The organism is Actinomycetospora sp. NBRC 106378 (genome assembly GCF_030269685.1).
In the GTDB taxonomy this organism is placed as follows: Bacteria; Actinomycetota; Actinomycetes; order Mycobacteriales; family Pseudonocardiaceae; genus Actinomycetospora.
The window spans coordinates 574,063-600,019 of sequence record NZ_BSTT01000001.1 but is presented as its reverse complement, the minus strand read 5'-3'; the positions used below and the strand labels follow the sequence as shown (position 1 = coordinate 600,019).

General features: G+C 74.9%; 30 protein-coding genes. 21 read left to right on the top strand and 9 right to left on the bottom strand.

Annotation, left to right across the window (positions count from 1 at the left end):
* Nucleotides 1-4: 4 nt before the first annotated feature.
* The 4 genes from QSK00_RS02965 to QSK00_RS02950 all read left to right on the top strand — a co-directional run bounded on the left by QSK00_RS02965 (nucleotide 5) and on the right by QSK00_RS02950 (nucleotide 2,701).
* On the top strand, nucleotides 5-871 hold the full coding sequence (locus tag QSK00_RS02965) for a TIGR03564 family F420-dependent LLM class oxidoreductase (RefSeq protein WP_285587337.1): 867 nt from the start codon (nucleotides 5-7) through the stop codon (nucleotides 869-871).
* 47 nt (nucleotides 872-918) lie between these two features.
* The gene (locus tag QSK00_RS02960) at nucleotides 919-1,275 is read left to right on the top strand and encodes a YrdB family protein (protein ID WP_285587335.1); all 357 of its coding nucleotides are present in this window, start codon (nucleotides 919-921) and stop codon (nucleotides 1,273-1,275) included.
* Between the two features lie 65 nt (nucleotides 1,276-1,340).
* Nucleotides 1,341-1,880 carry a 2'-5' RNA ligase family protein gene (locus QSK00_RS02955; protein ID WP_285587333.1) on the top strand — a complete coding sequence of 180 codons (540 nt, stop codon included), beginning with the start codon at nucleotides 1,341-1,343 and terminating at the stop codon, nucleotides 1,878-1,880.
* A gap of 77 nt (nucleotides 1,881-1,957) precedes the next feature.
* Nucleotides 1,958-2,701 carry a pentapeptide repeat-containing protein gene (locus QSK00_RS02950; protein WP_285587329.1) on the top strand — a complete coding sequence of 248 codons (744 nt, stop codon included), beginning with the start codon at nucleotides 1,958-1,960 and terminating at the stop codon, nucleotides 2,699-2,701.
* Nucleotides 2,702-2,857: 156 nt separating this feature from the next.
* On the opposite strand, the gene QSK00_RS02945 is transcribed toward QSK00_RS02950, so the two are convergent.
* Nucleotides 2,858-3,682, bottom strand: coding sequence for a hypothetical protein (locus QSK00_RS02945; protein WP_285587327.1), 825 nt, complete (start codon nucleotides 3,680-3,682; stop codon nucleotides 2,858-2,860).
* A 142-nt stretch (nucleotides 3,683-3,824) separates the two neighbouring features.
* Between QSK00_RS02945 and QSK00_RS02940 the strand changes: the two genes are divergently transcribed.
* Complete coding sequence (locus QSK00_RS02940) at nucleotides 3,825-4,820, top strand: MerR family transcriptional regulator (protein WP_285587939.1); 996 nt, start codon at nucleotides 3,825-3,827, stop codon at nucleotides 4,818-4,820.
* 58 nt (nucleotides 4,821-4,878) lie between these two features.
* On the opposite strand, the gene QSK00_RS02935 is transcribed toward QSK00_RS02940, so the two are convergent.
* Nucleotides 4,879-5,316 (bottom strand): OsmC family peroxiredoxin, encoded by a 438-nt coding sequence (locus QSK00_RS02935; RefSeq protein ID WP_285587325.1) that lies wholly within the window; start codon nucleotides 5,314-5,316, stop codon nucleotides 4,879-4,881.
* 98 nt (nucleotides 5,317-5,414) lie between these two features.
* Nucleotides 5,415-5,693, bottom strand: a complete 279-nt coding sequence (locus QSK00_RS02930; RefSeq protein ID WP_285587323.1) for a GlsB/YeaQ/YmgE family stress response membrane protein — start codon at nucleotides 5,691-5,693, stop codon at nucleotides 5,415-5,417.
* A 178-nt stretch (nucleotides 5,694-5,871) separates the two neighbouring features.
* On the opposite strand from QSK00_RS02930, the gene tatA reads away from it, so the two are divergent.
* Complete coding sequence (gene tatA / locus QSK00_RS02925) at nucleotides 5,872-6,171, top strand: Sec-independent protein translocase subunit TatA (RefSeq protein ID WP_285587321.1); 300 nt, start codon at nucleotides 5,872-5,874, stop codon at nucleotides 6,169-6,171.
* A gap of 35 nt (nucleotides 6,172-6,206) precedes the next feature.
* A complete protein-coding gene (locus QSK00_RS02920) occupies nucleotides 6,207-7,403 on the top strand; it encodes an acyltransferase family protein (RefSeq protein ID WP_285587319.1) in 1,197 nt (398 codons plus the stop codon).
* Here QSK00_RS02920 and QSK00_RS02915 read toward each other — a convergent pair.
* From QSK00_RS02915 to QSK00_RS02905, 3 genes are all read right to left on the bottom strand, one after another.
* The gene (locus QSK00_RS02915; RefSeq protein ID WP_285587317.1) at nucleotides 7,367-8,308 is read right to left on the bottom strand and encodes a ferredoxin family protein; all 942 of its coding nucleotides are present in this window, start codon (nucleotides 8,306-8,308) and stop codon (nucleotides 7,367-7,369) included. The genes QSK00_RS02920 and QSK00_RS02915 overlap by 37 nt on opposite strands.
* Nucleotides 8,305-9,597, bottom strand: coding sequence for a cupin domain-containing protein (locus QSK00_RS02910; RefSeq protein WP_285587315.1), 1,293 nt, complete (start codon nucleotides 9,595-9,597; stop codon nucleotides 8,305-8,307). The genes QSK00_RS02915 and QSK00_RS02910 overlap by 4 nt, the downstream gene beginning before the upstream one ends.
* Nucleotides 9,598-9,674: 77 nt before the next feature.
* Nucleotides 9,675-10,064, bottom strand: a complete 390-nt coding sequence (locus QSK00_RS02905) for a hypothetical protein (protein ID WP_285587313.1) — start codon at nucleotides 10,062-10,064, stop codon at nucleotides 9,675-9,677.
* Nucleotides 10,065-10,174: 110 nt separating this feature from the next.
* Between QSK00_RS02905 and QSK00_RS02900 the strand changes: the two genes are divergently transcribed.
* The 11 genes from QSK00_RS02900 to QSK00_RS02850 all read left to right on the top strand — a co-directional run bounded on the left by QSK00_RS02900 (nucleotide 10,175) and on the right by QSK00_RS02850 (nucleotide 20,082).
* On the top strand, nucleotides 10,175-10,939 hold the full coding sequence (locus QSK00_RS02900) for a phosphoglyceromutase (RefSeq protein WP_285587310.1): 765 nt from the start codon (nucleotides 10,175-10,177) through the stop codon (nucleotides 10,937-10,939).
* A 117-nt stretch (nucleotides 10,940-11,056) separates the two neighbouring features.
* Nucleotides 11,057-12,271 carry a sensor histidine kinase gene (locus QSK00_RS02895; RefSeq protein ID WP_285587308.1) on the top strand — a complete coding sequence of 405 codons (1,215 nt, stop codon included), beginning with the start codon at nucleotides 11,057-11,059 and terminating at the stop codon, nucleotides 12,269-12,271.
* Nucleotides 12,268-12,984 carry a response regulator transcription factor gene (locus QSK00_RS02890; RefSeq protein ID WP_285587306.1) on the top strand — a complete coding sequence of 239 codons (717 nt, stop codon included), beginning with the start codon at nucleotides 12,268-12,270 and terminating at the stop codon, nucleotides 12,982-12,984. The genes QSK00_RS02895 and QSK00_RS02890 overlap by 4 nt, the downstream gene beginning before the upstream one ends.
* A gap of 35 nt (nucleotides 12,985-13,019) precedes the next feature.
* Nucleotides 13,020-14,039, top strand: coding sequence for a Ppx/GppA family phosphatase (locus QSK00_RS02885; RefSeq protein ID WP_285587305.1), 1,020 nt, complete (start codon nucleotides 13,020-13,022; stop codon nucleotides 14,037-14,039).
* A 38-nt stretch (nucleotides 14,040-14,077) separates the two neighbouring features.
* Nucleotides 14,078-15,478, top strand: coding sequence for an Rv0497 family membrane protein (locus QSK00_RS02880; RefSeq protein WP_285587303.1), 1,401 nt, complete (start codon nucleotides 14,078-14,080; stop codon nucleotides 15,476-15,478).
* Nucleotides 15,475-16,293 carry a sugar phosphate isomerase/epimerase family protein gene (locus QSK00_RS02875; protein ID WP_285587301.1) on the top strand — a complete coding sequence of 273 codons (819 nt, stop codon included), beginning with the start codon at nucleotides 15,475-15,477 and terminating at the stop codon, nucleotides 16,291-16,293. The genes QSK00_RS02880 and QSK00_RS02875 overlap by 4 nt, the downstream gene beginning before the upstream one ends.
* A 125-nt stretch (nucleotides 16,294-16,418) precedes the next feature.
* Nucleotides 16,419-17,234 carry a pyrroline-5-carboxylate reductase gene (gene proC / locus QSK00_RS02870; protein WP_285587299.1) on the top strand — a complete coding sequence of 272 codons (816 nt, stop codon included), beginning with the start codon at nucleotides 16,419-16,421 and terminating at the stop codon, nucleotides 17,232-17,234.
* A gap of 182 nt (nucleotides 17,235-17,416) precedes the next feature.
* Nucleotides 17,417-17,641, top strand: a complete 225-nt coding sequence (locus QSK00_RS02865; protein WP_285587297.1) for a helix-turn-helix domain-containing protein — start codon at nucleotides 17,417-17,419, stop codon at nucleotides 17,639-17,641.
* A gap of 118 nt (nucleotides 17,642-17,759) precedes the next feature.
* Complete coding sequence (locus QSK00_RS02860; RefSeq protein ID WP_010241351.1) at nucleotides 17,760-17,861, top strand: 30S ribosomal protein bS22; 102 nt, start codon at nucleotides 17,760-17,762, stop codon at nucleotides 17,859-17,861.
* Between the two features lie 64 nt (nucleotides 17,862-17,925).
* On the top strand, nucleotides 17,926-19,041 hold the full coding sequence (locus QSK00_RS02855) for an NAD-dependent epimerase/dehydratase family protein (RefSeq protein ID WP_285587258.1): 1,116 nt from the start codon (nucleotides 17,926-17,928) through the stop codon (nucleotides 19,039-19,041).
* 33 nt (nucleotides 19,042-19,074) lie between these two features.
* On the top strand, nucleotides 19,075-20,082 hold the full coding sequence (locus QSK00_RS02850; RefSeq protein WP_285587257.1) for a lysophospholipid acyltransferase family protein: 1,008 nt from the start codon (nucleotides 19,075-19,077) through the stop codon (nucleotides 20,080-20,082).
* 321 nt (nucleotides 20,083-20,403) lie between these two features.
* On the opposite strand, the gene QSK00_RS02845 is transcribed toward QSK00_RS02850, so the two are convergent.
* The 3 genes from QSK00_RS02845 to QSK00_RS02835 all read right to left on the bottom strand — a co-directional run bounded on the left by QSK00_RS02845 (nucleotide 20,404) and on the right by QSK00_RS02835 (nucleotide 23,447).
* Complete coding sequence (locus tag QSK00_RS02845) at nucleotides 20,404-21,291, bottom strand: HAD family hydrolase (protein WP_285587936.1); 888 nt, start codon at nucleotides 21,289-21,291, stop codon at nucleotides 20,404-20,406.
* Nucleotides 21,292-21,409: 118 nt separating this feature from the next.
* A complete protein-coding gene (locus QSK00_RS02840) occupies nucleotides 21,410-22,570 on the bottom strand; it encodes a DUF5667 domain-containing protein (RefSeq protein WP_285587255.1) in 1,161 nt (386 codons plus the stop codon).
* 289 nt (nucleotides 22,571-22,859) lie between these two features.
* Nucleotides 22,860-23,447 (bottom strand): sigma-70 family RNA polymerase sigma factor, encoded by a 588-nt coding sequence (locus QSK00_RS02835; RefSeq protein ID WP_502872009.1) that lies wholly within the window; start codon nucleotides 23,445-23,447, stop codon nucleotides 22,860-22,862.
* Nucleotides 23,448-24,434: 987 nt separating this feature from the next.
* Here QSK00_RS02835 and QSK00_RS02830 point away from each other — a divergent pair.
* From QSK00_RS02830 to QSK00_RS02820, 3 genes are read left to right on the top strand one after another with little or no spacing between them, the layout of a single operon-like run.
* On the top strand, nucleotides 24,435-24,668 hold the full coding sequence (locus QSK00_RS02830; protein ID WP_502872002.1) for a glutaredoxin family protein: 234 nt from the start codon (nucleotides 24,435-24,437) through the stop codon (nucleotides 24,666-24,668).
* Nucleotides 24,665-25,264, top strand: a complete 600-nt coding sequence (locus QSK00_RS02825) for a hypothetical protein (protein ID WP_285587253.1) — start codon at nucleotides 24,665-24,667, stop codon at nucleotides 25,262-25,264. The genes QSK00_RS02830 and QSK00_RS02825 overlap by 4 nt, the downstream gene beginning before the upstream one ends.
* The gene (locus QSK00_RS02820) at nucleotides 25,264-25,926 is read left to right on the top strand and encodes a ferritin-like domain-containing protein (RefSeq protein ID WP_285587251.1); all 663 of its coding nucleotides are present in this window, start codon (nucleotides 25,264-25,266) and stop codon (nucleotides 25,924-25,926) included. The genes QSK00_RS02825 and QSK00_RS02820 overlap by 1 nt, the downstream gene beginning before the upstream one ends.
* Nucleotides 25,927-25,957: the final 31 nt, after the last annotated feature.

The window sequence follows — 25,957 nt, the reverse complement described above, 5'->3', positions numbered from 1 at the left end:
AGGCATGCGCATCGGCCGGAACATCACCCTCACCACCGCCCCGGACCGGGTCGCCGTCGAGGTCGCGGCAGCGATCCGCGGCGGTCTCGACTCCGTCTGGACCAACCAGATGCCGGGCTCCTGGGACCCGCTCGCGCTCCTCGCGGCCGCCGGCCGGGTCGGTCCGGGCCTCGAACTCGGCACCGCGATCGTGCCCACCTACCCGCGGCACCCCGTCGTCGCCGCGACCGAGGCGCTGACCATCGCCGCGGCGAGCGGGGCGCCGTTCACGCTCGGGCTCGGCCCCAGCCACGCCTGGTCGGTGACCGACCAGCTCGGGCTGCCCTACGCCGCGCCCGCGGCCCACAGCCGGGAGTACCTGGAGATCGTGGGCGGGCTGCTGCGCGGCGAGCACGTCCGGCACCAGGGCCGCTTCTTCACCGTCGACACGGCGCTGGACGTCCCGGTCGCGCCGGTCTCGCTCCTGCTCTCCGCGCTCGGACCGCGGATGCTCGAGGTCGCCCGCGACCTCACCGACGGCACGATCGCGGTGTGGGTCCGCCCGGACCTCGTGGGCGAGGTGCTGCGTCCCGCGCTGCGTGACGACCAGCGCGTCGTGGTGCAGGTCCTCGCGGCGGTGACCACCGACCCGGACGGGCTGCGGGAGCGGATCGCCCGCGACTTCGTGGCGGTGGAGTCGATGCCCGCGTACCGCGCGGTGCTCGACCGCGCGGGCCTGCAGGGACCGGCGGACACGCTCGTCGTCGGGAGCGAGGAGGACCTGGCCCGCGAGTTCGCGCGCTTCGCCGACGCCGGCACCACCGACCTCCTGATCTCGCCACTCGAGGAGCCCCAGCGGGTGCTGGACGTGGCGCGAGCAGTGACGGCCTGACGTTCGGCTCCTCGTCCGCCCGACCGATGCTCGCTAGGGTCCGGCCCGTGGCGGAGCGGACGAGTGGTCCGGGGCTGATCGAGGCGGGCGTGTTCCTGGCGGAGGTCGCGATGATCGCCGTGCTCGTGTACGCGGGCGTCGCGCTGCCCCGCTCGGTCGTCGGGCGGATCGTCCTCGTGGTGGTCCTCGTCGGGGTCTTCGTCGTGATCTGGGGTCGGTGGCTCGCCCCGCGGGCCGCTCGCCGGCTGCCACCACGGCCGGGTCTGCTGCTGAAGCTGGCCCTGTTCGCGGTCGGTGCGCTGCTGCTGGCGTGGGCCGGACCGGTATGGCTCGCGGTGGTGTTCCTGGTGTTCAGTGAGGGTCTCGTGATCGCGGCCGAGCGCGAGCGGCGCCCCCTGGCCTGACGTCCCGGGCAGGTCGGGACACGACGGGATCCGTGCCGGCGCACCTGCCACGGCAGGATGGGCCGGTGAGCAGCACACCGACCGAGTCCGCCGTCCTCGCACTGGTGCCGGAGGCCGAACCCGTCGTCGGGAAGGAGCGCCGGGAGCTGGACCCGACGACGGCGGCCGGCGTGCCCGCGCACGTGACGGTGCTCTACCCGTTCCTGCCGCCGGCCGAGATCGACGACGCCGTCGTCACGCGCCTGCGGCACGCGGTGGCGGGCGCCGGGGCGATCGACTGCTCCTTCCCGACGACGGGCTGGTTCGGCGAGGACTACCTCTGGCTCGCCCCGCGCCCGTCGGCGCCGTTCGCGGACCTGACCGCCTGCGTGTGGGAGGCGTTCCCGGCCTGCCCGCCCTACCGCGGCGAGCACGAGCCGCACCCGCACCTGACCGTCGGGTACGGCTCGGTCGCACCGGTGGAGGCGATGCGGGCGGCCGAGGCACGGGTCGTGCCGCAGCTGCCGTTCACCGCGCGGATCGAGGCCCTGCACCTGCTCGTGGGCTCCCGGGAGCCCGACTCGTGGCGCGTCGTGGCGGAGCTGCCGCTGACGGGGTCGCGCTGACCCCCTCGCTTGACAGAAAAGCGTCGTTGCTGTCAACCAGCGGCAGGAAAGCCGCATCGTCGAAGGAGCCGGACCCCGTGGACCTGGAAGCCGACTGCTCCCGGTGCAGCGGTCTCTGCTGCGTCGCACCGGCGTTCGCGCGCTCGGCGGACTTCGGGCTGTCGAAGTCGGCGCGGACGCCCTGCCCGCACCTGGCGGTCACGGCCCCGGGGGAGGCGGCGCCCTGCACCATCCACACCGAGCTGCCCGAGCGCGGCTTCCCCGGGTGCGTCACGTTCGACTGCTTCGGCGCCGGACAGCGGGTGACGGCGTGGGCGGACTGGCGGGTCGCCCCGGACGAGGCGTTCGGCGCCTTCGACGTGATGCGGGCGCTGCACGAGGTGCTCTGGTACCTCGCCGAGCCGATCGACGTCCTTGCCGACGAGCGGGCGGCCCTCGCCGGGCGGGTGGCCGCGCTCGGTCCGGAGGCGGACGTCGCAGCGGTGCGCGCCGAGGCGGGGGAGCTGCTCGGCCGGCTGAGCGAGGCGGTGCGCGGGCCGGGCGGGCGGTCGACGGCCCGGGCGGACCTCGTCGGGAAGGACCTGCGGCGGCGTCGCCTGGCCGACACGTCCCTGCGCGGGGCCCTGCTCATGGGCGCCGATCTGCGGGGCGTCGACCTGGGGCGGTCCGACCTCCTCGGGGCGGACCTGCGCGGGGCCGACCTGCGCGGCGCCTCGCTGTCCGGCGTGCTCTTCCTGACGAACCCCCAGGTCACGTCCGCGCACGGTGACGCCGCGACGGCGCTGCCCGCCCGGGTGCACCGACCTGCGGGCTGGGGCTGACGGCTGACGAGGTAGCGGATCCGGGGCCTGGGCGTCCGGATCCGCGACATCTGTCAGCTCGGCTGGCCCGCACGATGTGGCTCACCTGCCACTGGATGACAGCAGTTCAATCGAGCACGCCGATAGGGCTTTCCTGCCATGGGGGCGGCGGCGGGGCTACGCCGGCACCGGCTCGGGCAGCGTCCCGACGACGGGTGCGGGCGCCTCGGCGCCACCGCGGGCCAGCACCACGCAGGCGAGCGCCGCGACGGCGAGCACGAGCGGGGCGACCAGGTAGAAGGCGGAGGACACCTCGTCGCCCAGCAGCGGCCCGAGCAGCGACGGCGGGACGACCTCGGACACCACGACGACGGCCGTCACCGTGGTGACCGTGCCGAGCCGCAGCGCGACGGTCCACCACAGGCAGCCCAGCGCCCCGGTCACCGCCGCGGCGAGCGCGGGGGCCGAGGTCAGGGCGGACAGCGGGTGCGTGAGGTCGACGAGCTTGACCGCGGTCGAGCAGGCGGCGAAGCCGAGCCCGGAGCACACCGCGACGAGGGTGGGTCGCCGGGCGACGGCCCCTGCGAGCCCGGCCAACCCCACCACCGCCGCCGTCACGACGAGGCCGACGTCCAGGGCCGCGGTGTCCGTGGTGGTGCCCGACTGACCGGCGACCGACGCGAGCACCACCAGGGACGCCGACAGGGCGCCGACGGCCGCGACCCCGCGCCACCCCAACCGCGTCCCGAACCACCACCGTGCGGCCACCGCGGTCACGGCGAGGCTGCCGCTGACCGCGCACTGGGCCACCGCCATCGACACCGTCTGCAGCGCCATCACGTGCGCGAGCGCGCCGAGCCCCTCGGCCACGGTGCCCGCCACGAACGCGGGGTGGCGCAGCATCGCCGTCCACGGGGCGCCGGTCGCGCCCAGTGCCGCCGCCTGGGCCACCGACCCGAGGCCGAACAGCACCGCCGCCAGCAGCACCCACGTGATCCCCATGCTCACGAGGGTCGGACGGCCGCCTGTGCGGCGGCTGGGCGTGGAGTGGGCGGCGGACTTGACCCTGCCCCCGGGACAGGGCCGAGCGTGGTCACCGGTCCGGGAACGGCCCGGACCGGGGGAGGGTGGCGACGTGACGCGCATGACGATCGGGGCGTTCGCGGCCGCGACCGGTCTGACACCGAAGGCCCTGCGTCTCTACGACGAGCTCGGGCTCGTCGCCCCGGCCGCCGTCGACCCGACGACGGGCTACCGCTTCTACGACGACGGCCAGTCCGGCCGGGCGCGACGGGTCGCGGAGCTCCGGCAGGTCGGGGTGCCGTTGACGCGGATCGGCGCGCTGCTGGACCTGCCCGACGACGAGGCGGCCGCGGACCTCGCGGCCTGGTGGCGGCAGGTCGAGCACGACACGACCGTCCGGCGCACCCACGTCGCCGACCTCCTCGCACGGTGGCGGAGGGAGACGATCGTGACGACGGACGTGGTGCGGTGCGTGGGCGCGACCGGGCTGGAGCGGGGTGCCCGCGACGAGCAGCAGGACGCGGCGGCCTGGGTGGACGACCGGGCGGTGGTGGCCGACGGCTTCCACGCCGCCGGGGCGACCGCGAGCCGGGGCGTGGTCGAGGCGGTGACCGGCTCCGACGGGGCGCGACTCCTCGATGCGCTCGGGGAGGCGGCCGCGCGGACCGGGCCGCCGGACGACGGGGGCACCACCGCCACGGCGCTGTGGTGCGACGGCCACCGGGTGCTCGTCGCGCACGTCGGCGACTCCCGGGCCTACCTGCTGCGCGACGGGGTACTCGCGCGGCTCACGGTCGACCACACCCGGGTGCAGTCCCTCGTCGACGAGGGCCGCCTGACGCCGGAGGAGGCGCTCGACCATCCCGACCGGCCGCGGCTGGCCCGCGTGCTGGGCACCGACGAGCCCGACCTGCACCGGCGCACGGCGCAGGTCGGTGACCGCTACCTGCTCTGTACCGATGGCGTCTGGACGCAGCTCGACGACGCGGCCATCGCGCGCACGCTGACCGCCCGGGCCGAGCCGGGACCCGTCGTCGGGACCCTCCTGGCGCAGGTGCGGGCGGCAGGGGCGCCGGACAACGCGGCGTGCGTCGTGGTGGACCTGGTCGCCCCCTGACACACGAACGGGCCGTCCGTCACCGTCGACGGTGACGAACGGCCCGTTCGTGGGCGGCTCAGCTCTCGAGCGCGGCGTCCAGCGTGATCGTGGTGCCGGCGAGCGCCTTGGAGACCGGGCAGGTCTCCTCGGCGGTCTTGGCGAGTTCCTTGAACTTCGCCTCGTCCACCCCGTCGACCACGGCGCGGAGCGTGATGGCGATCCCGCTGATCTCGAACCCGCCGCCCTTGGCCGGCGACAGCGTCACCTCGGCGCTGACGTCGATCGACTTCGCGGTCAGGTTCTCGCTGCCGAGCACCCCCGAGAGGTTCATCGCGAGGCACGACGAGTGCGCCGCGGCGATGAGCTCCTCCGGGCTGGTCTGCCCGTTCGGGCTCTCGGCGCGGGTCGGGAAGGAGACGTTGAACTGTCCGGCGTTCGACGAGTCCAGCGTCACGCTGCCCTTGCCGTCCTGCAGGCCGCCTTCCCAGTGGGTGGTGGCGTCGCGGCTCGGCATCCTTGCCTCCTGTGGGTCGGGAGTCGTTCGATCGTCCACAACCGAACGGCCCCATGCTCCGATTCCGGGGCTCGCGATGAACCCTCCGTTCGGAGGGGTCAGCGACGGGCGGCCTTGCGTCCGGTGACGCGGTTGTAGATGACGAGCAGGATGATCGCGACGACGATCGACCCGATCCAGCCGACCGGGTTCGAGAGCGAGAGTCGGTGCGGCGCGAAGAGCAGCGAGCCGATCAGACCGCCGACCACGGACCCGGCGATGCCCAGCAGGATCGTCCGCAGGACGCCGATGTTGTCCTTGCCGGGGACCAGGGCGCGGGCGATGAACCCGACGATGAGGCCGAAGATGATCCAGCCGATGATGGTGAAGACGACCATGACGGTGCCTCTCTTGACGAGGTGACGATGCAGTCCCTACGTCGCCCCGGGGCCACAGTCATCAAACCTCCCGTCCGGGGGTTTCCCACGGTCTTTGCCTCATGCTCACCATCTCGGGTCTACCCTCGCGCCCGAACGGTCGCACGCCTGCGGCCGAGATCGATGCGAGGTGGGAACGATGGGGTCACTCAGCCCGGTGCACTGGGCGATCGTGATCGTCGTGGTGCTGCTGCTCTTTGGCTCGCGCAAGCTGCCGGACATGGCGCGCGGCCTCGGTCAGTCGATGCGCATCCTCAAGGCGGAGAGCCGCGCGCTGTCCGAGGACGGACGGCCGTCCGAGCCGACGCGGACCTCCGACGAGGGCTCCCGTGACAGCTCTCGTGACGGCGCCCGTGAAAACACCGTGAGCACCCACGGGACTCCCCGACCGGTCGCGGCGCAGGACGATCCGCCGAGCGCGGAGCGCCACGCCTCGTGAGTTGACGGTCGCCGTGCGTTGTTACCGTGCCCGCGGTGACCGACATCGTGCAGCGACCGGCCTCGCCGTCGTCGCACGTCCGCGGCCCGACGGCCGGCTCCCAGCCGCCGCGGACCCCGGGCGGATCGTCGCGGCGGGTCAGCTGGGACGTCCTGCGGTGCGGGTTCGTCCTGCTGGTGATCCTCTACCACTCGACGTTCATCGGCCCGCTCGTCTACCACGACATCCTGCCGAAGAACTACACGTTCCCCCACCAGGTCGGGGCGAGCCTGCTGCTCGTCCTGTCGGCCTACTTCGTCGCCGCGACGGTGCGTCGCGGCGGTGTCCGGCGCGGCGGGACCGCCCGGTGGTGGTGGGGCAAGATCGCGCGCCTGCTGCCCGCGTTCTTCGTGGCGACCGTCAACGCCTGGCTCTTCCTGCGCTACCTCGCCCCTGACGGCTGGTACCTGCCCGGGAAGCGGGATCTCCTGGCCAACCTGGTGATGCTCTGGCACTGGGACCCGAGCTGGGGGTTCGTCGACGGGTCGTACTGGACCATCCCGCTGCAGCTGATGGCGTTCTGCCTCGCGGCGGTGATGTGGCGGAGCCCGCTCGGTCGCGGCGTCGGGCTCCGGGTGGTGATGTGGCTGGCGGTGCTCGTCCCGGCCGCCCAGTGGTACTACCGGGCGACCCTGCCCGCGGGGACGATGTACGGCTACGTCGTCGACGGGCTCGGCATCTTCCGCTGGCACCTGTTCGTCGCCGGCGTCGCGGTGTGGATGTACTCGACGGGGCGCCTGCGTCTGCCGCACTTCCTGGCACTCGAGATCGCCGCCATCGGGGAGCACGCGCTGCAGACCTCGGTGCTCGACCCGACGACGGGCTGGGCCACCGACTGGATCGCGGTGGCCCTCATCGGGTGCGGCGTCGTCGCGATGACCGTCGCCGCCGTCGGCCCCGACTGGGGCGACCGGCTGCCCGGGCGCGTCAACCGCGCCGTGACCTGGTTGGCGGGCATCTCCTACGGGGTCTTCCTCACCCACCAGACGGTCGGGTACGTGGTCATGCGCCGCGCGCAGCAGCTCGGGGTCGGCCCGACGCTGCAGACCGGACTCATGGTCGTCACCGGCGTCCTCTGCGGCTGGCTCCTGACGAAGGCCGTGGAGCGTCCCGTCCACCGCCGCCTGATGGCGTGGTGGGACGCCGGCCCGGCCCGCTACGGCCGCGTCGGGGTCAGCGACACCAGGTCGTAGGTCCGCATCGAGGCGGTCCGTCCGGCGCTGCACGTCAGCGGCGTCGCCGACGGGATCCACCGCTCCCGAACGGTGACGTCGAGCGGGCCGTCCTCGGACGCCAGACGGACGGTCACGACGGCGGGTTCGGTCGGGTCGGGCGTGACCGCCACCGGCGCGAGCGCCGTCACGCGGTGCTCGCCGAGGGCGAGGCGGGCATGGTGCTGGGCGCCCTGCACCGACGGCGCGAGCCCGGCGCGACCGCGCACGAGGGTCGGGTCGACCTCGCCCGCGTCGTAGCGCTCGGCGACGCGCACCGCCTCGGTGGCGGGCACCCGTCCCAGCACGAGGCCGTGCGGCAGCAGCACGACGTTGGCCGCGAAGCGGTCGCCCCCGGTGTGCGTGGTCTCCCAGGTCCGGTCGGCGAACTCCGTCGCCAGCACGGCCGCGACCGGGCGCCCGCGCATCGCGCAGCAGGCGTCGTGCCGGCCGTGGGCGCACACGAGGTACACCGGCTCGTCCGACGGCTCGGTGGACGCCTCCACGTCGGCCAGTGCCGCCGGCAGCGCCTCGGGCGAGTCGACCCGTCCCCAGCGCACCGACTCGTGTCCGATGCGGGAGTCGACGAGCGCGAACCGACCGCCGGCCTCGGTGGGCATCCCGCGTGCCGCGGTGCGGCGGATGAGCTGGAAGCGCGCCTCGTGGCTGCGGCAGAACGCGTCGATCGCCTCGACGACCGGGTCGGAGAACCCGGCCCCGGCCAGCGCCTGGAACCCCCACGGACCGGGGTGCTCCACCAGCAGCCAGCGCCGGGCCGGCGGGGCGGAGGCGAACAGCGGATCGTCCCGTTCGCGGGCGGCGGCCGAACAGCGGAACTGCGTGGGGTCGTCCGCCGGGTCCTGCCGGGTCAGTGATTCCGCCGTCACGTGTCCGTCGTACCTCCATCGCGGTGATCGGCGCCAGTGACCGCATCGGGCGTCACCAGGACACCTTCCTTCATCAGCCGGCGGGCGACCACGATCGCGTCGCCGGCCTCGTCCTCTCCGACGTCCCCGATCCGCACGGGCCCGCCCGCGAGCAGCGTCGTCAACGGCGTCGCGGCCGCGGCCGGCAGCTCCAGCGAGCGGTCGGGGAGGTCGAGGGTGATCTTCCCCGACCCGGCGTCCGGAAGGACCCGGTGCCGCAGGCCGAGACGCGGCTGCACCACGGTGTCGGCGTCGAGCGCGGCGATGGCCGCAGCCTGGCGCAGCGGGAGCAGGGACTCGGGGCGGTTGCCGTTCCAGACGCGGCCGCGCAGCCGCCGCGAGGTCCGGTCGGCGTCGAGGGGGCGCCCGAAGTACTCGGCGGCCCTCCGGGCGACCGCCTCGACGTGCGGCGCGAGCGAGGCGGGGTCGGCGACGTCGACGCCGAGCGGCAGCGACGCGCGCAGCTCGGGGTCGTCGGCCAGGCCCGCGAGGAGCGTCTCGAGCACGGCATGGCGGGTGAGGACGTGGATGCCGACCGTCAGGTGGGCCGAGATCTCGCCCTGGGCGGTGGCCGAGTGCAGGAAGCCGCGCGGCAGGTACAGCGCGTCGCCGGGCTGGAGCACCTCGTCGAGCAGCGGCTCGCCGGCGGCCTGCTCGCGGACGGCGGCCGCGTGGTCGTTCCACGGCTGGTTGCGCAGGGGGTCGGGGTGGACCGGCGCGTGGACGTGCCAGCGCTTGGTGCCCGCGATCTGCAGGACGAAGACGTCGTGCACGTCGTAGTGCGCGGAGAACCCCGTCGAGGACGGCGGGGTGATGTAGGCGTTGACCTGCACCGGGTGCCCGAGGTCGGCGTTCAGGCCGGTCGCGAGGCGGGCCACCGGGTCCCACGTGCGGTGCACGCCCTGCAGCACCACGGTGTGGCCGTCGGCGAACAGGCCGGCGATCCGGTCGTCGCGGACCTGGTCGGTGACCTCGGCGCCGACGCCGCCGTCGCCGGTGAAGTGCTTCGAGTCGACGACCGTGCCCTGCTTCGCGACGCGCAGGAAGGGCGTGCGCAGGCCGCGGCGGGCGAGCAGGTCGTCCACGGCGTCGAGGGAGAAGAGGTCCCCGTAGCCGGAGGCGGCGTCGGTATCGCCGTCCTTGGCGAGGTCGTCGGCGCGCGAGAGGACGGCCTGCCGGCCCCACGCCTCGTCGGCGAAGGTGTCGAGGTCGCCGGCCACGCAGCGGCGCAGGAACGGGCGGTCGGTCACGGTGTCCTCCAATGTGGCTGCGCCAGGTGAGCACTAGTCCGTGTTCTGGCACGGATTAGTGCTCACCTGCGAAGCACCTACGCGCCGCCGTCGGCCCCACCGTCGGAGCCGCCGCCGCTGGCACCGCCGTCGGCCGGGCCGTGCCCCGCCGAGCCGTCCGCACCGCCGTCGGCGCCGTTGCCGGACGCACCGCCGTCGGCCGGGCCGTGGGCGCCACCGTCGGCACCGCCGTCCGCGCCGCCGTCCGCGCCGCCACCGGCCGCACCGCCGTCGGCCGGGCCGTGGCCCGCGCCCCCGTCGGCACCGCCGTCGGAGCCGTTACCCGCCGCGCCGCCGTCGGCCGGGCCGTGGGCACCGCCGTCGGCGCCACCGTCGGCACCGCCGTCGGCGCCCCCACCCGAGGCGCCGCCGTCGGCAGGGCCGTGGCCGGGGTTCGACCCGGAGGTGGTGATGTCGTCGTCGTTCATCCCTGCTCCTTCTCGATCATGGGGAGGACGGCCTGGCCGTCCGTTCGCGCACGGCTACCCCCGGCCGTTTCGTCCTACGCACCCGGCCTCGCCCGTTAGGGTCCGGGCCCATGAGCGTCGGAACGCTGGTGCTGCTGCGGCACGGGCAGAGCGAGTGGAACGAGAAGAACCTGTTCACGGGTTGGGTGGACGTGCCGCTCTCCGCGACCGGGGAGGAGGAGGCCCGCCGGGGCGGCCAGCTCCTCGGCGAGGCCGGCCTGCTGCCGGACGTGCTGCACACCTCACTGCTGCGCCGGGCGATCGCCACGGCGCAGATCGCCCTGGACGTCTGCGACCGGCACTGGATCCCGGTCCGGCGCGACTGGCGCCTCAACGAGCGCCACTACGGGGCGCTCCAGGGCAAGGACAAGAAGCAGACGATGGAGGAGTTCGGCGAGGAGCAGTTCCAGATCTGGCGCCGCTCCTACGACACCCCGCCGCCCCCGATCGACCCGGACGACGAGTACGCCCAGACGGGCGACCCGCGCTACGCCGACCTCGGCGACGCCCTGCCGCGGACCGAGTGCCTGAAGGACGTCCTCGAGCGGCTGCTGCCGTACTGGACCGAGGCCGTCGTCCCGGACCTGAAGGCGGGGCGCACGGTGCTCGTCGCCGCGCACGGCAACTCGCTGCGGGCCGTCGTCAAGCATCTCGACGGCGTCGACGACGAGACGATCGCCGGGCTCAACATCCCCACCGGCATCCCGCTGCGCTACGACCTCGAGGCCGACAGGAACGACCCGGCCGAGCTGCGTCCGCTGAATCCCGGCGGGACCTACCTCGACCCCGACGCGGCGGAGGACGCCATCGCGGCGGTGGCCAACCAGGGCCGGTGAGCTCGGTGAACACCACCTGAACGGGTCGCCAACAGTCACCCTGCCGGGGGTTGGACGGGTCACCAACGGCGGTCCGACAGGGGTGGAAATCCGGGTGACGGCCCTACCATCGGGCCCGTGGCCGTCCCGGCGTACGTGACCGTGCTGGCCGTCGTCCTGGCGGCCCTCGGGGGAGTCGTCGTCGGCGTCGCCGGGGTCCGGTGGAAGGCGCGGAGCAAGCGCGCGGCGGTCGTCGCGGCCGGCCCGACCGTGGCCGAGCTCCTCGCCCGCATCGTCCGGCGCTCGCACGCCGGCCTGGCGGTCATCAACCGCTTCGGCGACGTGGTGCTCTCCAACGACCGCGCGGAGGTCCTCGGCGCGGTCGTCGACGCGCGGCCCGACGGCCGGGTCGCGGCCGCCGCCGGGCGGATCGCCGAGCACGGCGGGACGGCCGAGATCGACCTGTCGCCGCCCGTGGCGTCGCGGCGGGCCCCGCAGTCGGTGATCGCGCGGCTCGGCCCGCTCGGGGACGGGTTCGTGGTGGTCGAGGCCTCCGACACCTCGGCGGCGGTGCGGCTCGAGGCCGTGCGTCGCGACTTCGTGGCGAACGTCGGCCACGAGCTCAAGACGCCGGTCGGCGCGATGGCCGTGCTCGCCGAGGCCGCGCTCGACGCCGACGACCCGGCCGAGGTCACCCGCTTCACCAGCAAGATCCTCCACGAGTCGCGCCGGCTCGGGTCGCTCGTCACCGAGCTCATCGAGCTCTCCCGGCTGCAGGGCGGCGACCCGCTGCCCGAGCTCGACCCGGTCGAGGTCGACGACGTGGTCCGCGAGGCGGTCGCCCGCGTGCGGGTCTCGGCGGAGGCTGCCGGCACCGACCTGACGCTCGACGCGCCGCAGGGACTCGAGGTCGCCGGCAGCTCCACGTTGCTCGTCACGGCGCTCGCGAACCTGCTGGAGAACGCGATCGCCTACTCCTCGCCGGGCTCCACGGTGTCGGTGCGCCGGCGGGCGGTCGCGGACCGGATCGAGATCTCGGTGACCGACCGCGGGATCGGGATCGCCCCCGAGCACCAGGAGCGGGTCTTCGAGCGGTTCTTCCGCGTCGACCCGGCCCGGTCGCGGGCCACCGGCGGCACCGGCCTCGGGCTCGCGATCGTCAAGCACGTCGCGGCCAACCACGGCGGCGAGGTGGTGCTGTGGAGCGAACCCGGCGTCGGCTCCACCTTCACGCTGCGGCTCCCGGCCCCGCCGCCCGAGCCCCCCGACCCGGACCCACCTGCCGTCGGGAACGAGAACCACCACCGCAACGGACTTCCCGTGCTGGAACCGACCACCAGAGGTGACCGATGACCAGGGTGCTGATCGTGGAGGACGAGGAGTCCTTCGCCGACCCGCTGGCCTACCTCCTGCGCAAGGAGGGCTTCGAGGCGAGCGTCGCCGGGACCGGGGCGGCCGCCCTCGAGGACTTCGAGCGGCACGGCGCCGACATCGTGCTGCTCGACCTGATGCTCCCCGGCATGAGCGGCACGGACGTGTGCAAGGCGCTGCGCCAGCGTTCCTCGGTGCCGGTGATCATGGTGACCGCGCGGGACGCGGAGATCGACAAGGTCGTGGGCCTCGAGCTGGGCGCCGACGACTACGTCACCAAGCCGTACTCGGCCCGCGAGCTCATCGCGCGGGTCCGCGCGGTCCTGCGCCGCGGCGAGGGCAGCGAGGGCGTTCCCGACGGCGGGTCCGGCGGCTCCGACCGCCAGGTCCTGGAGGCCGGCCCGGTGCGCATGGACGTCGGCCGCCACGTCGTGACGGTGGACAACGGCGGGGTGGCCGGAGAGGTCGCGCTGCCGCTCAAGGAGTTCGACCTGCTCGAGTACCTGATGCGCAACGTCGGCCGGGTGCTCACGCGCGCCCAGCTGATCGACCGGGTGTGGGGCGCGGACTACGTGGGCGACACCAAGACCCTCGACGTCCACATCAAGCGCCTGCGGGCCAAGCTGGAGCCGGAGCCCTCGCAGCCGCGGCACCTGCTGACGGTGCGCGGGCTGGGCTACAAGCTGGACGCCTGATCGGGTGATGCCGGACACCGTCTAGGCTGGTCGTCGTGCGTCTCGGGGTTCTCGACGTGGGGTCGAACACCGTTCACCTCCTCGTGGTCGACGCGCACCGTGGTGCGCACCCGACCCCGCAGTCCTCGACCAAGACCGCGCTGCGCCTCGCCGAGCACGTCGTCGGCGGGCAGCTCTCGCGCAAGGGCGCGGACGCGTTGGTCGCCGCGGTCGCGGAGGCCCGCCGCGAGGCCCGGGCCCTCGGCTGCGACGACCTGCTGGCCTTCGCCACCTCCGCGGTGCGCGACGCCGACAACTCCGACGCGGTCCTCTCCCGGGTCCGGGAGGAGACCGGCGTCGACCTCCAGGTCCTCACCGGGCCCGACGAGGCCGCGCTCACCTTCCTCGCCGTGCGCCGCTGGTTCGGCTGGTCGGCCGGGCGGTTGCTCTCCCTCGACATCGGCGGCGGCTCGCTGGAGATGGCCGTCGGGCGCGACGAGCGGCCCGACGTCGCGTTGTCGCTGCCCCTCGGGGCGGGGCGGCTCACCCGCGACTGGTTCGCGGCGGACCCGCCCGACCGCAAGGAGACCCGCGCGCTCGCCGAGTACGTCCACGACACCGTGGCCCCCGCGGCGGCGGCGCTGCTCGAGGGCGGGACGCCCGACCGCGCCGTCGTCACCTCCAAGACCTTCCGCTCGCTCGCCCGGCTGACCGGGGCCGCGCCGCGCTCGGCGGGCCCCCGGGTGGAGCGCCGGCTGACGGTGGCGGGCCTGCGGCAGGTCGTCGCCTTCATCAGCCGCATGGACTCCGCGGACCTCGCCGAGCTCGAGGGTGTCAGCGCCTCCCGGGCCCACCAGCTGGTGGCGGGCGCGATCGTCGCGCGCGGGGCGATGGACGCCCTCGGCCTCCAGGAGGTCGAGGTGTGTCCGTGGGCCCTGCGTGAGGGCGTCATCCTCGGGCGGCTCGACCAGGTGCCCCTCGAGGGCGGCCCGTTCGCCGCTGACGGGACGTACACCACCGGTCGTCCTGCTGCGACTGGACGCTCGACCTCGACCACGGCACGGTGGAACGGATGACGACCGACGGACCCCCTCCGCGGGGAGCTCAGCGCAGCGTGGCGGAACTGCTGGCCGCCTACGGTGCCGAGTCGCGCTCGGCGTCCCCCGCACCGCCCCCCGAACCCGAGCCGCGCGACCCCTACGGCGACGCCGGCTACGCGGCGCCGGACCGCTCCTACGGCGGCTACGACTCCGGCCCGTCCTCGTACGGCTCCTCCTACGGCCAGAGCCCCTCCTACGGCTCGTCCTACGGCTCCTCGTACGACGACGGGTACGGCTCCTCCGGGTACGACACCGGCTACGGCTCGTCGTCGGGCTACTCCTCCTCGGGTTACGGGTCGTCCTCGGGTTACGGCTCCTCCTACGACGACGGGTACGGCTCCGCCGGCTACTCCTCCTCCGGCTACGGCTCCTCCGGGTACGGATCGACCGACCACGGGTCGAACGGGTACGCGGACGGTGGTCCCGGCGACGGCGGCTACAGCGGCAGTTCCTACGGCGGCAGTTCTTACGGCGGCAGTAGTTCCTACGGCGGGGGCGGCTACGCCGGCGGCGGCTCGTCCCCGGGCGGGTACGCGTCGGGCTACGGGACGTCGGGGTACGGATCGTCGGGCTACGGAGCCTCGGGCTACGGATCCGACCCGTACGCCGCGCCGGGGTCGGGCTACGGCTCGTCGTCCTCCGCGCCCGAGCCCTACGCCGACCCGTACGGCAGCGCGTCGTCCTACGGGTACGCGCCGTCGGGCCCCGCGTCCTACGCGCAGCCGCCCGCCGCGGTCCCGCGTCAGTCCGGCCCGCCGTCGGGGTCCGGTCCGCAGCCCGCGAGCCCGCCGCCGCAGTCGTGGGCGCCCGCCGCCCCCTCGGCGCCGGCCGCGTCCGCCCCGACCACCGTGACGCCCGCGGCCCGCCCGGCCGCGCCCGAGGCGCCCACCACCGCCACGCCGATGGCCCCGTCGGCGGCGCCCACGCAGGCCCGGCCGGCCGTCTCCCGCGCTGCCTCGGCCCCGACCACGGCGACGCCGCGCCCGGACGCCGACGGTGGTCCGCCCACCGCCGCATCCCCGGCCGCGCGCCCGGACGCGACCCGGGTCGACGCTCCCGCGGGTCTCGGTCGCGAGCGGGACCTCGACCAGCTCGACGACCGGGACGACGACGACTGGGACGACGAGTACGACGACGAGCCCGCCGAGCGCCCCACCGCCCGGGAGTGGGCCGTGATCGCGGCCCAGCTGGTGGTCGGGGCCGTGCTCGGGGCGCTGCTCTGGATCGGCTTCTCCTTCCTGTGGCAGCAGCAGCCGGTGATCGCGCTGGTCCTCGCAGCCGCCGCGACCGGTGGGCTGGTCTTCGGGGTGCGGGCCATGCGGCGCTCGGACGACCTGCAGACGATGGCGCTCGCGATCGTCGTCGGCCTCGTCGTGACCGTCTCACCGGCCGCGTTCGTCCTCCTCGCTCGTTGATCCTCCCGACCGGTCCCCAGGTCCCCGTCGCGCTCTCGACCGCCTCGGTCTACCCCGAGCCCATGTCCGCGGGCTTCGACGCCGCGGCGGAGCTCGGGTACGACGGCGTCGAGCTGATGGTGTGGAACGAGCCGGAGTCCCGCCAACTGCGCACCGTCGCCCGCCACGCCGAGCGCACCGGGATGCCGGTCCTCGCCGTGCACGCGCCCTGCCTCGCGATCACCCAGCGGGTGTGGGGCGCCGACCCGGCCGAACGGCTCCGTCGCAGCGTCGTGCTGGCCGCGGGCCTCGGCGCACCCGTCGTCGTGCTGCACCCGCCCTTCCGCTGGCAGCGCCGCTACGCCGCCGGCCTGGCGCGCCAGATCGACGAGCTGGAGCGGGCCCACGGCGTCCGCGTGGCGATGGAGAACATGTTCCCGCTGCGCCGCGGCCGGGTGCGGGTGTCCAGCTACACGCCGGGCCACGACCCGACGGTGCCCGGCGCGCGGCACTACACGCTCGACCTCTCCCACACCGCCGTCGCCGGTGACGACGCGTTCGCGCTGCTCGAGCGCATGGGCGACCGGTTGATCCACCTCCACCTCGCCGACGGCACCGGCGAGACCCACGACGAGCACCTCGTGCCCGGACGCGGCAACCAGCCCTGCGCGGACGTGCTGCGGCGGCTCGCGCTGACCGGCTTCGACGGGACCGTGGTCGTCGAGATCTCCACCCGGCGGGCCCGGACCCGCAACGAGCGGCTCGACGCGCTCGCCGAGTCGCTGCTGTTCGCCCGCCTCCACCTGGGCTCGCGCTCGCCGCGGTCGCGCGCCTGAGGGCGGGGTCCCGCTCGTCAGCGGTGGCCCACGGCTGACGCCGGACGTCAGCAGCGCGCCACGACGACGGAGCCGGCGGGCGCCGCCCGTCGGGACCGGACCCGGCGTCGGGAAGACTGCGGAGCATGACGACGGTGGCGGTGCTCGGGGGCGGACGGATCGGTGAGGCCCTGCTGGGTGGCCTCGTCACGGCGGGGCACGACGTCGGGTCGCTGCTGGTCGTGGAGCGCGACGGCGCGCGGGCCGAGGACCTGACCGCGCGCCTCGGGATCACCGCCACCGACGCCGCCGACGCCGCCGCCCGGGCCGACGTGCTCGTCGTCGCGGTGAAGCCGCAGGACGTGCAGGGCGTGCTCGGCGCCGTCGAGGGGGGACGGGACCGCCTGGTCGTGTCCCTCGCGGCGGGCATCCCGACGTCGGCGCTGGAGGCCTGGCTACCGGCGGGCACGCCGGTCGTGCGGGTCATGCCGAACACCCCGATGCTCGTCGGGCGCGCGATGTGCGTGCTCTCGCCGGGGACGCACGCCGACGACGCGGCGCTCGACGCGGCGGAGGAGCTGCTGCGCAGCGTGGGCCGCACGGTCCGCGTCCCGGAGGCGCAGCAGGACGCGGCGACGGCGCTCTCGGGCTCCGGCCCCGCGTACCTGTTCCTGGTCGCCGAGGCGATGATCGAGGCGGGCGTGGCGCTCGGCCTGCCGCGGCCGACCGCGACCGAGCTGGTCGCCGCGACGGTGGACGGCGCGGGCGGTCTGCTCACCGAGCCCGGCAACCACCCGTCGCTGCTCCGCGAGGCCGTGACCTCGCCGGGCGGCACGACGGCCCAGGCGCTGCGCGTCCTGGAGGCGCACGGCCTGCGCGCGGCGTTCGCGGACGCGGTCGAGGCGTGCCGTGACCGGTCGCAGGCGCTGGGTTCGGCGTACGGGACCGACCGCTCGTCGTGAGGGTCCGGTGCGCCTAACGCGCGGCGTGTGCGCTTGACGCGCAGGGGATGACGGCCACCGCACCATCACGTCGAGCGATTCATCCGTCACACGCGTCTCGCTACTCTCCGATCAGCACGTGCGTGTCGAACCGCCGGAGGGGAAGACCGGCGGCACGACGGGTGCTCGGAAGGCGGTTCACCATGCCGCAGAACGCCGCCGCAGGGCGGAGGGAAGAGGGCGACCTCTCGCGGGTGCAGTTCCTGACCGTGGCCGAGGTCGCCGCCACCATGCGGGTGTCGAAGATGACGGTGTACCGACTGGTGCACAACGGCGAGCTGCCGGCGGTCCGCGTCGGCCGCAGCTTCCGTGTGCCGGAGGAGGCCGTCCACGAGTACCTCCGGGGCTCGTACATCGACGCCGGCTAGGACCCCGGGACCCGGGCGGTGCATCGTCGCCGCCCGGGTCACCGGTACGGTGGAGCCTTGCGCTCGGGGGCCTGACGCCCCGGCTCTCCACGACAGGTAGTAGCGAAAGGGAACCCGTATGGGCTCGGTCATCAAGAAGCGTCGTAAGCGGATGTCGAAGAAGAAGCACCGTAAGCTGCTGCGTAAGACCCGCGTGCAGCGTCGCAAGCTCGGCAAGTGATCGGCCCCGGCCGGGGCTGAGCCGAGGGTCGCCTCCGACACCGCCAGCCCCGTCCGGGAGAGCCATGCCGCCGTCCGTCGTCCTCGTCACCGGCGTGAGCCGCCAGCTCGGCGGCGACCTGGCGGCACGGCTCGCGGCGGACCCGTCGATCGACCGCGTGCTCGGGGTGGACACCACCCCGCCGAGTCGCGACACGCGCCGCCGGATGGGCCGGGCCGAGTTCGTCCGCGTCGACATCCGCAACCCGCTGATCGGCAAGGTCATCAGCACCGCGAAGGTCGACACGGTCGTGCACGCGTCGTTGTCCGGGCACCCGTCCGCCGCCGGCGGGCGCTCGATGATGATGGAGATGAACGTCATCGGCACGATGCAGCTGCTCGCTGCGTGCCAGAAGTCGGACACCGTCGGCCGGCTGGTCGTGCGCTCCACGACGAGCGTGTACGGCGCCAGCCCGCGTGACCCGGCGACCTTCACCGAGAGCACGGAGCCGAAGGCGCTGCCGCCCGGCGGGTACGCGAAGGACGCCGTCGAGATCGAGGGCTACGTCCGGAGCTTCTCCCGACGCCGCCCCGACATCCCGGTGACGACGCTGCGCTTCGTCAACTTCATCGGCCCGCGGGCCGACACCGCCTTCGCGCACTACTTCGCGCTTCCCGTGGTCCCGATGGTGCTCGGCTTCGACGCCCGGGTGCAGCTGCTGCACCACGAGGACGCGGTCGCGGTGCTCGAACGGGCCACCACGCACGACCTCCCCGGCGTGTTCAACGTCGGCGCGGACGGCGTGCTGATGCTGTCGCAGGCGATCCGGCGCGCCGGCCGGGTGGCGCTGCCGATCCCCGAGCCGCTCGTTCCGTGGGTCGGGCGGGTGACCCGCCGCGCCCGGCTCGTGGACTTCTCACCCGAGCAGATGCGCCTGCTCAACTACGGTCGCGTCGTCGACACGACGAAGCTCAAGACCGAGTTCGGGTTCGAGCCGCGGTGGACGACCGTGCAGGCCTTCGACGACTTCGTGGCCGGGCGGGCCCTGCGACCCGTCGTCGACACCGACCGCGTCGTGGGTGTCGGCGAGTCGATCGCCCGCGGTGCCGCGCACTACCTCCCCGCGCGGATCCGCGGCGAGGAACCGGCGGCGCTCGAGGCCGCGCAGGACCAGACGCCCGCTCTCGCACCGGTGCGCTAGGGGATTCACGTGAGCAGCAGGAGGAACGACCCCATGGGCGAGGCGGACGTCATCCCGCTGCACGGTCCGGGCGGGCGCCCGCGGCCCCGGCCGACCCCGCGTCGGCGCAGCCTCGTGCCGCCGCCGGCGGAGACGCCCCCGGAACCCGAGGAGACCCCGGCGGCGTCCCTGCCGGCAGTCCCGGCCCCGTCGGGGCCCTCGGAGCTGGAGCGCACGGTCACCGAGGTGGCGGCGTTCCTGCGGCGACGCCTCGCCGGCCGGTACACCGTCGACGAGTTCGGGTTCGACCCCGACCTCAACGAGAACGTCATCCTCCCCACGCTGCGCCCGCTCTACGAGCGCTGGTTCCGCGTGGAGACGATCGGCGTGGAGAACGTGCCCGCCGAGGGCGGCGCGCTGCTGGTGGCCAACCACTCCGGGACGCTGCCGCTGGACGCCCTGATGACGGTGGTCGCCACCCACGACGACCTCCCCACCCCCCGCAACCTGCGCATGCTCGCCGCCGACCTCGTCTTCGGCCTGCCGGGCGCGGGTGCCCTGGCCCGCAAGGCCGGGCACACCCTCGCCTGCAGCCCGGACGCCGAGGCCCTGCTGGGCGACGGCGAGCTCGTCGGGGTGTGGCCCGAGGGGTTCAAGGGCATCGGCAAGGCCTACGCCGACCGGTACAAGCTGCAGCGCTTCGGCCGCGGCGGGTTCGTCTCGGCCGCCCTGCGCACCGGCGTCCCGATCATCCCGTGCTCGATCGTGGGGGCCGAGGAGATCTACCCGAAGATCGGCGACCTCGGTCCGATCGCGCGCCTCCTCGGCGTGCCGTACTTCCCCATCACGCCGACCTGGCCGCTCCTCGGTCCGCTCGGCCTCGTGCCGCTGCCCTCCAAGTGGTACATCGAGTTCGGCGAGCCGATCCGCACCGACGAGTACGAGCCCGGTGCCGCGGACGACCCGATGCTCGTGTTCAACCTGACCGACCAGGTCCGCGAGAACATCCAGCAGACGCTCTACCGGCTCCTCTCCGGGCGCCGGAACGCGTTCCTGGGCTGAGGCCGGCTCGTCGGGCCGCACGCCCGCGTCGGGCCCGGCCCGACCGCGAGGGTGACGTGAGGCAGCTTTCGGGGCTCCCGGACCTGCCTGGTGTGCACCTCGCCGGGGGCGAGCCGTCGGGCTCGCGCCGACCCGCCGTCGGGAAGGCCCGGGGACGGCGGCCCGACCGCGAGGGTGACGTGAGGCAGCTTTCCGGGCGACCGGACCTGCCTGGTGTGCACCTCGCGCGACGACGCCGTTCGCGAGGGTGACGTGAGGCAGGCCGAGGGGCTCCCGGACCTGCCTGGTGTGCACCTCGAAGGGCGGAGCGGGGAGCTGTGTTCAGCCCCGGCGGCGGTACGCAGCACCGGCGGCGACCGCGCCGGCGACCGCGCCCGCGCCAAGCACCGACGGCACCCCGATCCGGGCGACCTTCCGCCCGGAGCGGAAGTCGCGGATCTCCCACCCCTTCCTGCGCGCCAGGGCCCGCAGCTCGGCGTCGGGGTTGACGGCGACGGCGGTGCCCACGACGGAGAGCATCGGGGCGTCGTTGATGCTGTCGGAGTAGGCCGAGCAGCGACGCAGGTCGAGGCCCTCGCGCGCGGCGAGCGCCCGGACGGCGTGCGCCTTCGCGGGGCCGTGCAGGAGCTCCCCGACGAGGCGGCCGGTGTAGACCCCGTCCTCGTGCTCCGCGACCGTGCCGAGCGCCCCGGTGAGGCCCAGCCGACGGGCGATGATCCCGGCGAGCTCGAGCGGCGTCGCCGTGACGAGCCAGACCCGCTGGCCCGCGTCGAGGTGCATCTGCGCGAGCGAGCGGGTGCCCTCCCAGATGCGGTCGGCCATCAGCTCGTCGTAGATCTCCTCGCCGAGCTCGACCAGCTCGGACACCTGGCGGCCGGCGACGAACGACAGGGCGGCCTCGCGGTGCTGGCGGATGTCCTCGGGCGTGCCCTCGCCACCCAGGCGGAACTTGAGCTGCTGCCAGACGAAGCCGCGCAGGTCCGCGCCGGAGAAGAAGTTCCGCGCCGCGAGCCCGCGGGCGAAGTGGAAGATCGACGCGCCCATCATCATCGTGTTGTCGACGTCGAAGAATGCAGCGGCGGTGAGGTCCGGCGGGACGCTCGGGGTGACCGGACCCTCGGTGTCGGCCGCAGCCGCCGCGGCGGCGCCGGCGTCCCGCGCGGCCACGCCGTCCGCGATGCCCGACGCGGCGAGCGAGGAGGGGTCCAGGGCCTCGAACTCCGCGTCCGAGGCCTGGCGGTCACGCCGTCGTCCCACCGCCTGCACCCTCCCGCTCACCGGCCGGTCGTTGTCCGACCAACCCTAGTGGTCGACCGGACGTGCCGACTCAGCCGAGCGAGAGACCGGGCAGACCGGGCAGCAGCGGCGGCAGCTCGACCTTCGGCAGGCCGGGCACCGGCACCGGCACGTTCACCGGGGCGGGGGTGCTCGTGGTGGTGGGGGTGCTTCCCGACGGCGAGCTCGAGGCGCGGGTGGAGTCCGTGCCCGTCGTCGTTGTGGTCGGCTCGGTGGAGGTGGTCGCCCGGGTGGTCGACGAAGCCGTCGAGGACGAGGTCTCCGGCGCGGTCGTCGGGCTGGTCGAGCCCGGGCGCGCGGCGCGGCAGGTCTCCGAGGGGACCGGGCCGAGCTCGTCGGACGTCCCGGCGCTGCAGCCGGGGTCGGCCTCGAAGGCGGCGGCCCGGCTCTGCAGCTGGGTGAGCAGGCGCTGCGAGGAGGCGGCCTGCTCGCGGCCCTCCGGGGACAGCGACGGCGAGAAGGTGTCGAACGTCTGCTGCTGCTGCGCGGCCCAGGACGAGAGCGTGCCCGCGGACGGACCGGACGGGCGGTTGACGAGCCCGAGCAGGAGCTTGGAGCCGGTGCGGGCCTGCTGGTCGAAGGCCCGCAGGTTGTCCGCCACGAGGGCGGCGTCCGCGTCGTCGAGGCCGGCGGCGGTCGGGCGGGGGCCCGCGGCGGTGGCCGCGTCGCGCTGGATCAGCTCCTGGATCTCGTCGAGCCGGAGCGCGGCGATGTCGAGGTGCTTCTGGCCCTTCGCCTCCTGGCCGGAGGTGAGACCGATCTCGGCGGACTCCGAGGCCCGCTTGAGGCCGTAGAGCATGTCGCCGGGCAGCGAACCGCGGGACAGCAGCACGGTGAGCGCGCCGAGCGCGAGGATGCAGGCGACGCCCGCGACCGTGGTGGACATCAGCCGACGCATCGCGGAGCGGGCGGGGCCGGTCGAGCCGGTCGCGGAGGTGGGGCGGCGGTCGGCCGGACGGGTCGCCCCGCGGCGGTCGGCCCGACGGCGGCCGTGCGAGGGACGGGCCGGGGTCTCCACGGCCGAGATCGAGCGGGTGGGCGCGCCACCGGTCGGCGGGGCCTGCTCGGTGATGGCCGCCATGACCGAGGCGCGCATGCGGGACGAGGCCGCCGCGTCGGGGCCGGGGGTGGCCGCCGCGACGTCACGGAGCAGGTCGGCGATCCGGAGATCGTCGGCGAGGTCGGTGTCCACGGCCCGGTTTCGTCCGGGGACCCCTGAATCGTTACCGCCGTGACCGGGACCGTGATCGCTGAACGGCGGTGTGGCATGCGCCGGGCGGCCGGTGGCGCGTGCGCGCACCTGCTCGTCCCAGGCAGCGGCGAACCGCTCGTCTGCCCCCTCGCGACCGCTCGACATGTCGTCCGTCCTCATCGTGCGCCCGTGCCCTCCGGCACGTGCCGTACCCGTCGTCTATCGGAACGACCGGATAGGCGACCGGTTACGTCCTCCACGCCGACGGGTGGAACTACATCGTTGTCACTCACCGCAAACCCTCAGGGAGCAGTTGAGCGAGGCGGCGCACCGCACGGTGTTGCAGCGCCTTCACCGCCCCCTCGTTGCGTCCCATGATGTGCGCGGTCTCGGACACCGAGAGCCCCTGGAGGAACCGGAGGGTGATGCACTCCTGCTGGTCGTCGCCGAGCTTCGCGACGCAGCGCAGGAGCTCCTCGTGGGTGGCGCCCGCGATGACCTCGCTCTCCGGCCCGGGCCGGTGCTGGTCGGGTGCGACGTCGGTGATCTCGGGCGTGGCCTGTTCGAGTCGGTAGCGACTCGACTTCACGTGGTCGAGGACCAGGTTGCGGGCGATCGTCACGAACCAGGCGCCGATGTCGCGACCCTGGTAGCTCACGGACGCGATGCGCCGGAACGCCCGGACGAACGTCTCCTGGGTGAGGTCCTCGGCCACGCCGCGGTCGCCCAGCCGGTAGAAGACGAAGCGGAAGACCACGTCGTGGTAGCGGTCGAAGAGCGTGCCGAACGCGTCGACGTCACCGTCCTGGGTGCGGCGTACCAGCGCCCACCCGTCGGCGACCGACTCGTCGGCCTGGTCCAGCCCGACCTGCTCCAGCTCGGACTGGTCGACCTCGTCACTGGTGTCGGGGCCGTCCGGTCCGTCGCCCACGGGTTCGGCCGGTGCCGGCAGCGGGGTCGTCGCCGGGTGGACCTGCGGTACGGGGACGGGACCGGTCGGCGCCGCGGGCCCGGTCGCGGGTCCCGGACCGGGGGCTCCCGGCCGCGGGGGAGGCGGCGGAGGCGGCGGGTGACCAGGACCCGGCCGCGTCGGGGCGGGCCCTCCGGGCGGCGGCGCCTGGCGCATCGGCGCCGGGTGTCCGGCGATGCGCGGCAGGTCGGGGTGCGAGGGGTGGTCCATCGGGTGCGGGCCGGGCGGACGGCCGCCGTCGCGCCCGCGCTGCTCGGGGTAGGCCGCGGCGAACCCCTGCTCCGGCGCGCCACCGGGGTAGGCGCCCAGCGGCTCGGGCGGGGTGTCGGTCAGCGAGCCCCGGCCGGAGCGCACGACACGGTCGCGGCGCCCGGGGCCGGGCTCGGGTGGGGTCCCGCCGGCACCAGCCGTCATCGCGCTCCGCCGGAGACGCCGCGGAGCAGAGCTCGACCGTCGGCGCCGGAGACGCCGCGGAGCAGAGCTCGACCGTCGGCGCCGGGGACGTCGCGGAGCGGGGCTCGACCATCGCTGGCCGCGGGCGCGACGGGGGCGCACACGGGCCCCGTCGTCACGCCGACGCCGACGACAGCGGACAAGGCGTTCTCCCTCGCTGGACGACCACTCGCTTCCTCCTGCGCGGCCACGCGCCTCCCGGTTGCCAGACCGAGACCGTCCCGTGACCACGCTGGGGACGGAGCATACGTGCGGCGCGGAGGCCCTCGTCACCGGAGCGCCACCCACCCGCACGAGGCTCGTTGACATGCCCTTGACCTGCGGTGAGAGGTCCGGACCGCGCCGTCGGCGGTCGGCGCGGGTCTGCCAGACTCCACGACACGCGAGCAGGAGGGATCCGGGTTGTCAGAGTCGGTTCCGAAGTCGTCCGACCCCGTCCGGGTGACGGTGCTGGTCCGCGCGGACTGCCGGACGTGCGACCGGATGGCGCTCGTCGTCCGCGCCGTGTGCGAGCAGGTCGGGGAGGACTGGGAGACGGTGGACGTGGACGCCCCGGCGGCGGACCCGGAGCTGCGCGGCGAGTTCGGCGACCGCGTCCCGGTGGTGCTCGTCGACGGCGAGGAGCTGGCCTCGTGGCGCGTCGAGCCCGACGACCTGCGCCGGGCCCTCGCGTGAACCCCCGCGGGATCGGCGCCCAGACCGCCGGCGACGACGTCGCGGCGCTGCGCACGGCGACCGCGCTGGTCGTGCTCGCGCAGTCGACCTACCGGACCCTGCAGACCAACACGGCGGGCGGCGGCGCCACGGCCGTGCCGCTGGTGCGCGACCTGCTCGCCGCGGCGGTCGTGGAGCTCGGCGACGCCCGGTCCGCCCTCACCGCGGCGACCACCGGCGCCGGCGGCCGCGCGCAGACCGCGCCCGACCCGGCGTACGGCCCGGTGGTCGACGCCGCCCTGCCCACGGTGCGCACGCCGGCCGACGTCGTCGGCCTCGTCCTCACCCTCGAGGACGTCCTCGCGCAGACCCTCGTCACCGACGCGGCGGGCCTGTCCACCCCCGCGCTGCGGGCGCTCGCCCTGCGGGTGGGTTCGGAGTCCGCGGCCCGCAAGGCGACCCTGCTGATGGTCAACTCGCTGCTCTCGGCCGGCCGCGCCGACCTCGTCGTCGCGCCGCCGGACCTCGCCTCGCTGCCGGGCGGGATCGGTACGGTCGGCTTCCCCGACACCCGCTTCCCCACCGCGAAGGCCGCGCCGCCCGAGGAGGGCAACTGATGGGCTTCGTGCTGTCCCGACGACGGGTGCTGCTCGGGTCGGCGGCCGGCCTCCTCGGGGTGGGCGCGCTGGCGGCCTGCTCCGACGATCCGCCGGCGGGCACCCCCTCGGCGTCGCCCGGGAGCCCCGCGCCGACTCCCACCACGTCCGCCCGCGTGCCCTACGTCGGTGACCAGCGGGGGGTGGCGCTGTGCGCCGCGACGTCCGCGCTCGCCGCGAGCCTCTACTCGGGCGCCGTGCTGGCGGCGGGGGACGGCCGGCTCGGGCAGGTGCCCGGGGTGGTCACGACCTTCCTCTCCGGTGCGGGCGCCCAGCACACCGAGCACGCCGCCGCCTGGAACGCGTTGCTGACCGCCGCCGGCGCGCCCGCCGTGACCGGCACGCCGCTCACCGTGGAGAGCGACCGGCGTGCCGCGCTCGGCCGCGCCGCCGCGCCCACCGACCTGCTGGCGCTCGCGGTCGACGTCGAGGCCATGACCGGCGGCACCGTCGCTGCCCGCGCCGCGGAGTTCACCGACCCGGGCGCCGCGGCGCTGGCGGCGACCCTCGCGCCGGTGAGCGCGATGCACGGCGCCACCGCCGCGTTCCTCCTCGGCCGGCCCACGGGGGCCACGCCGAGCGCCGCGGGCGCCCCGCTCGGGCTCGACGCGCTGACGTCGTAGCCGCCGGTCGGGCGGGCGGGTGAACCGTCCG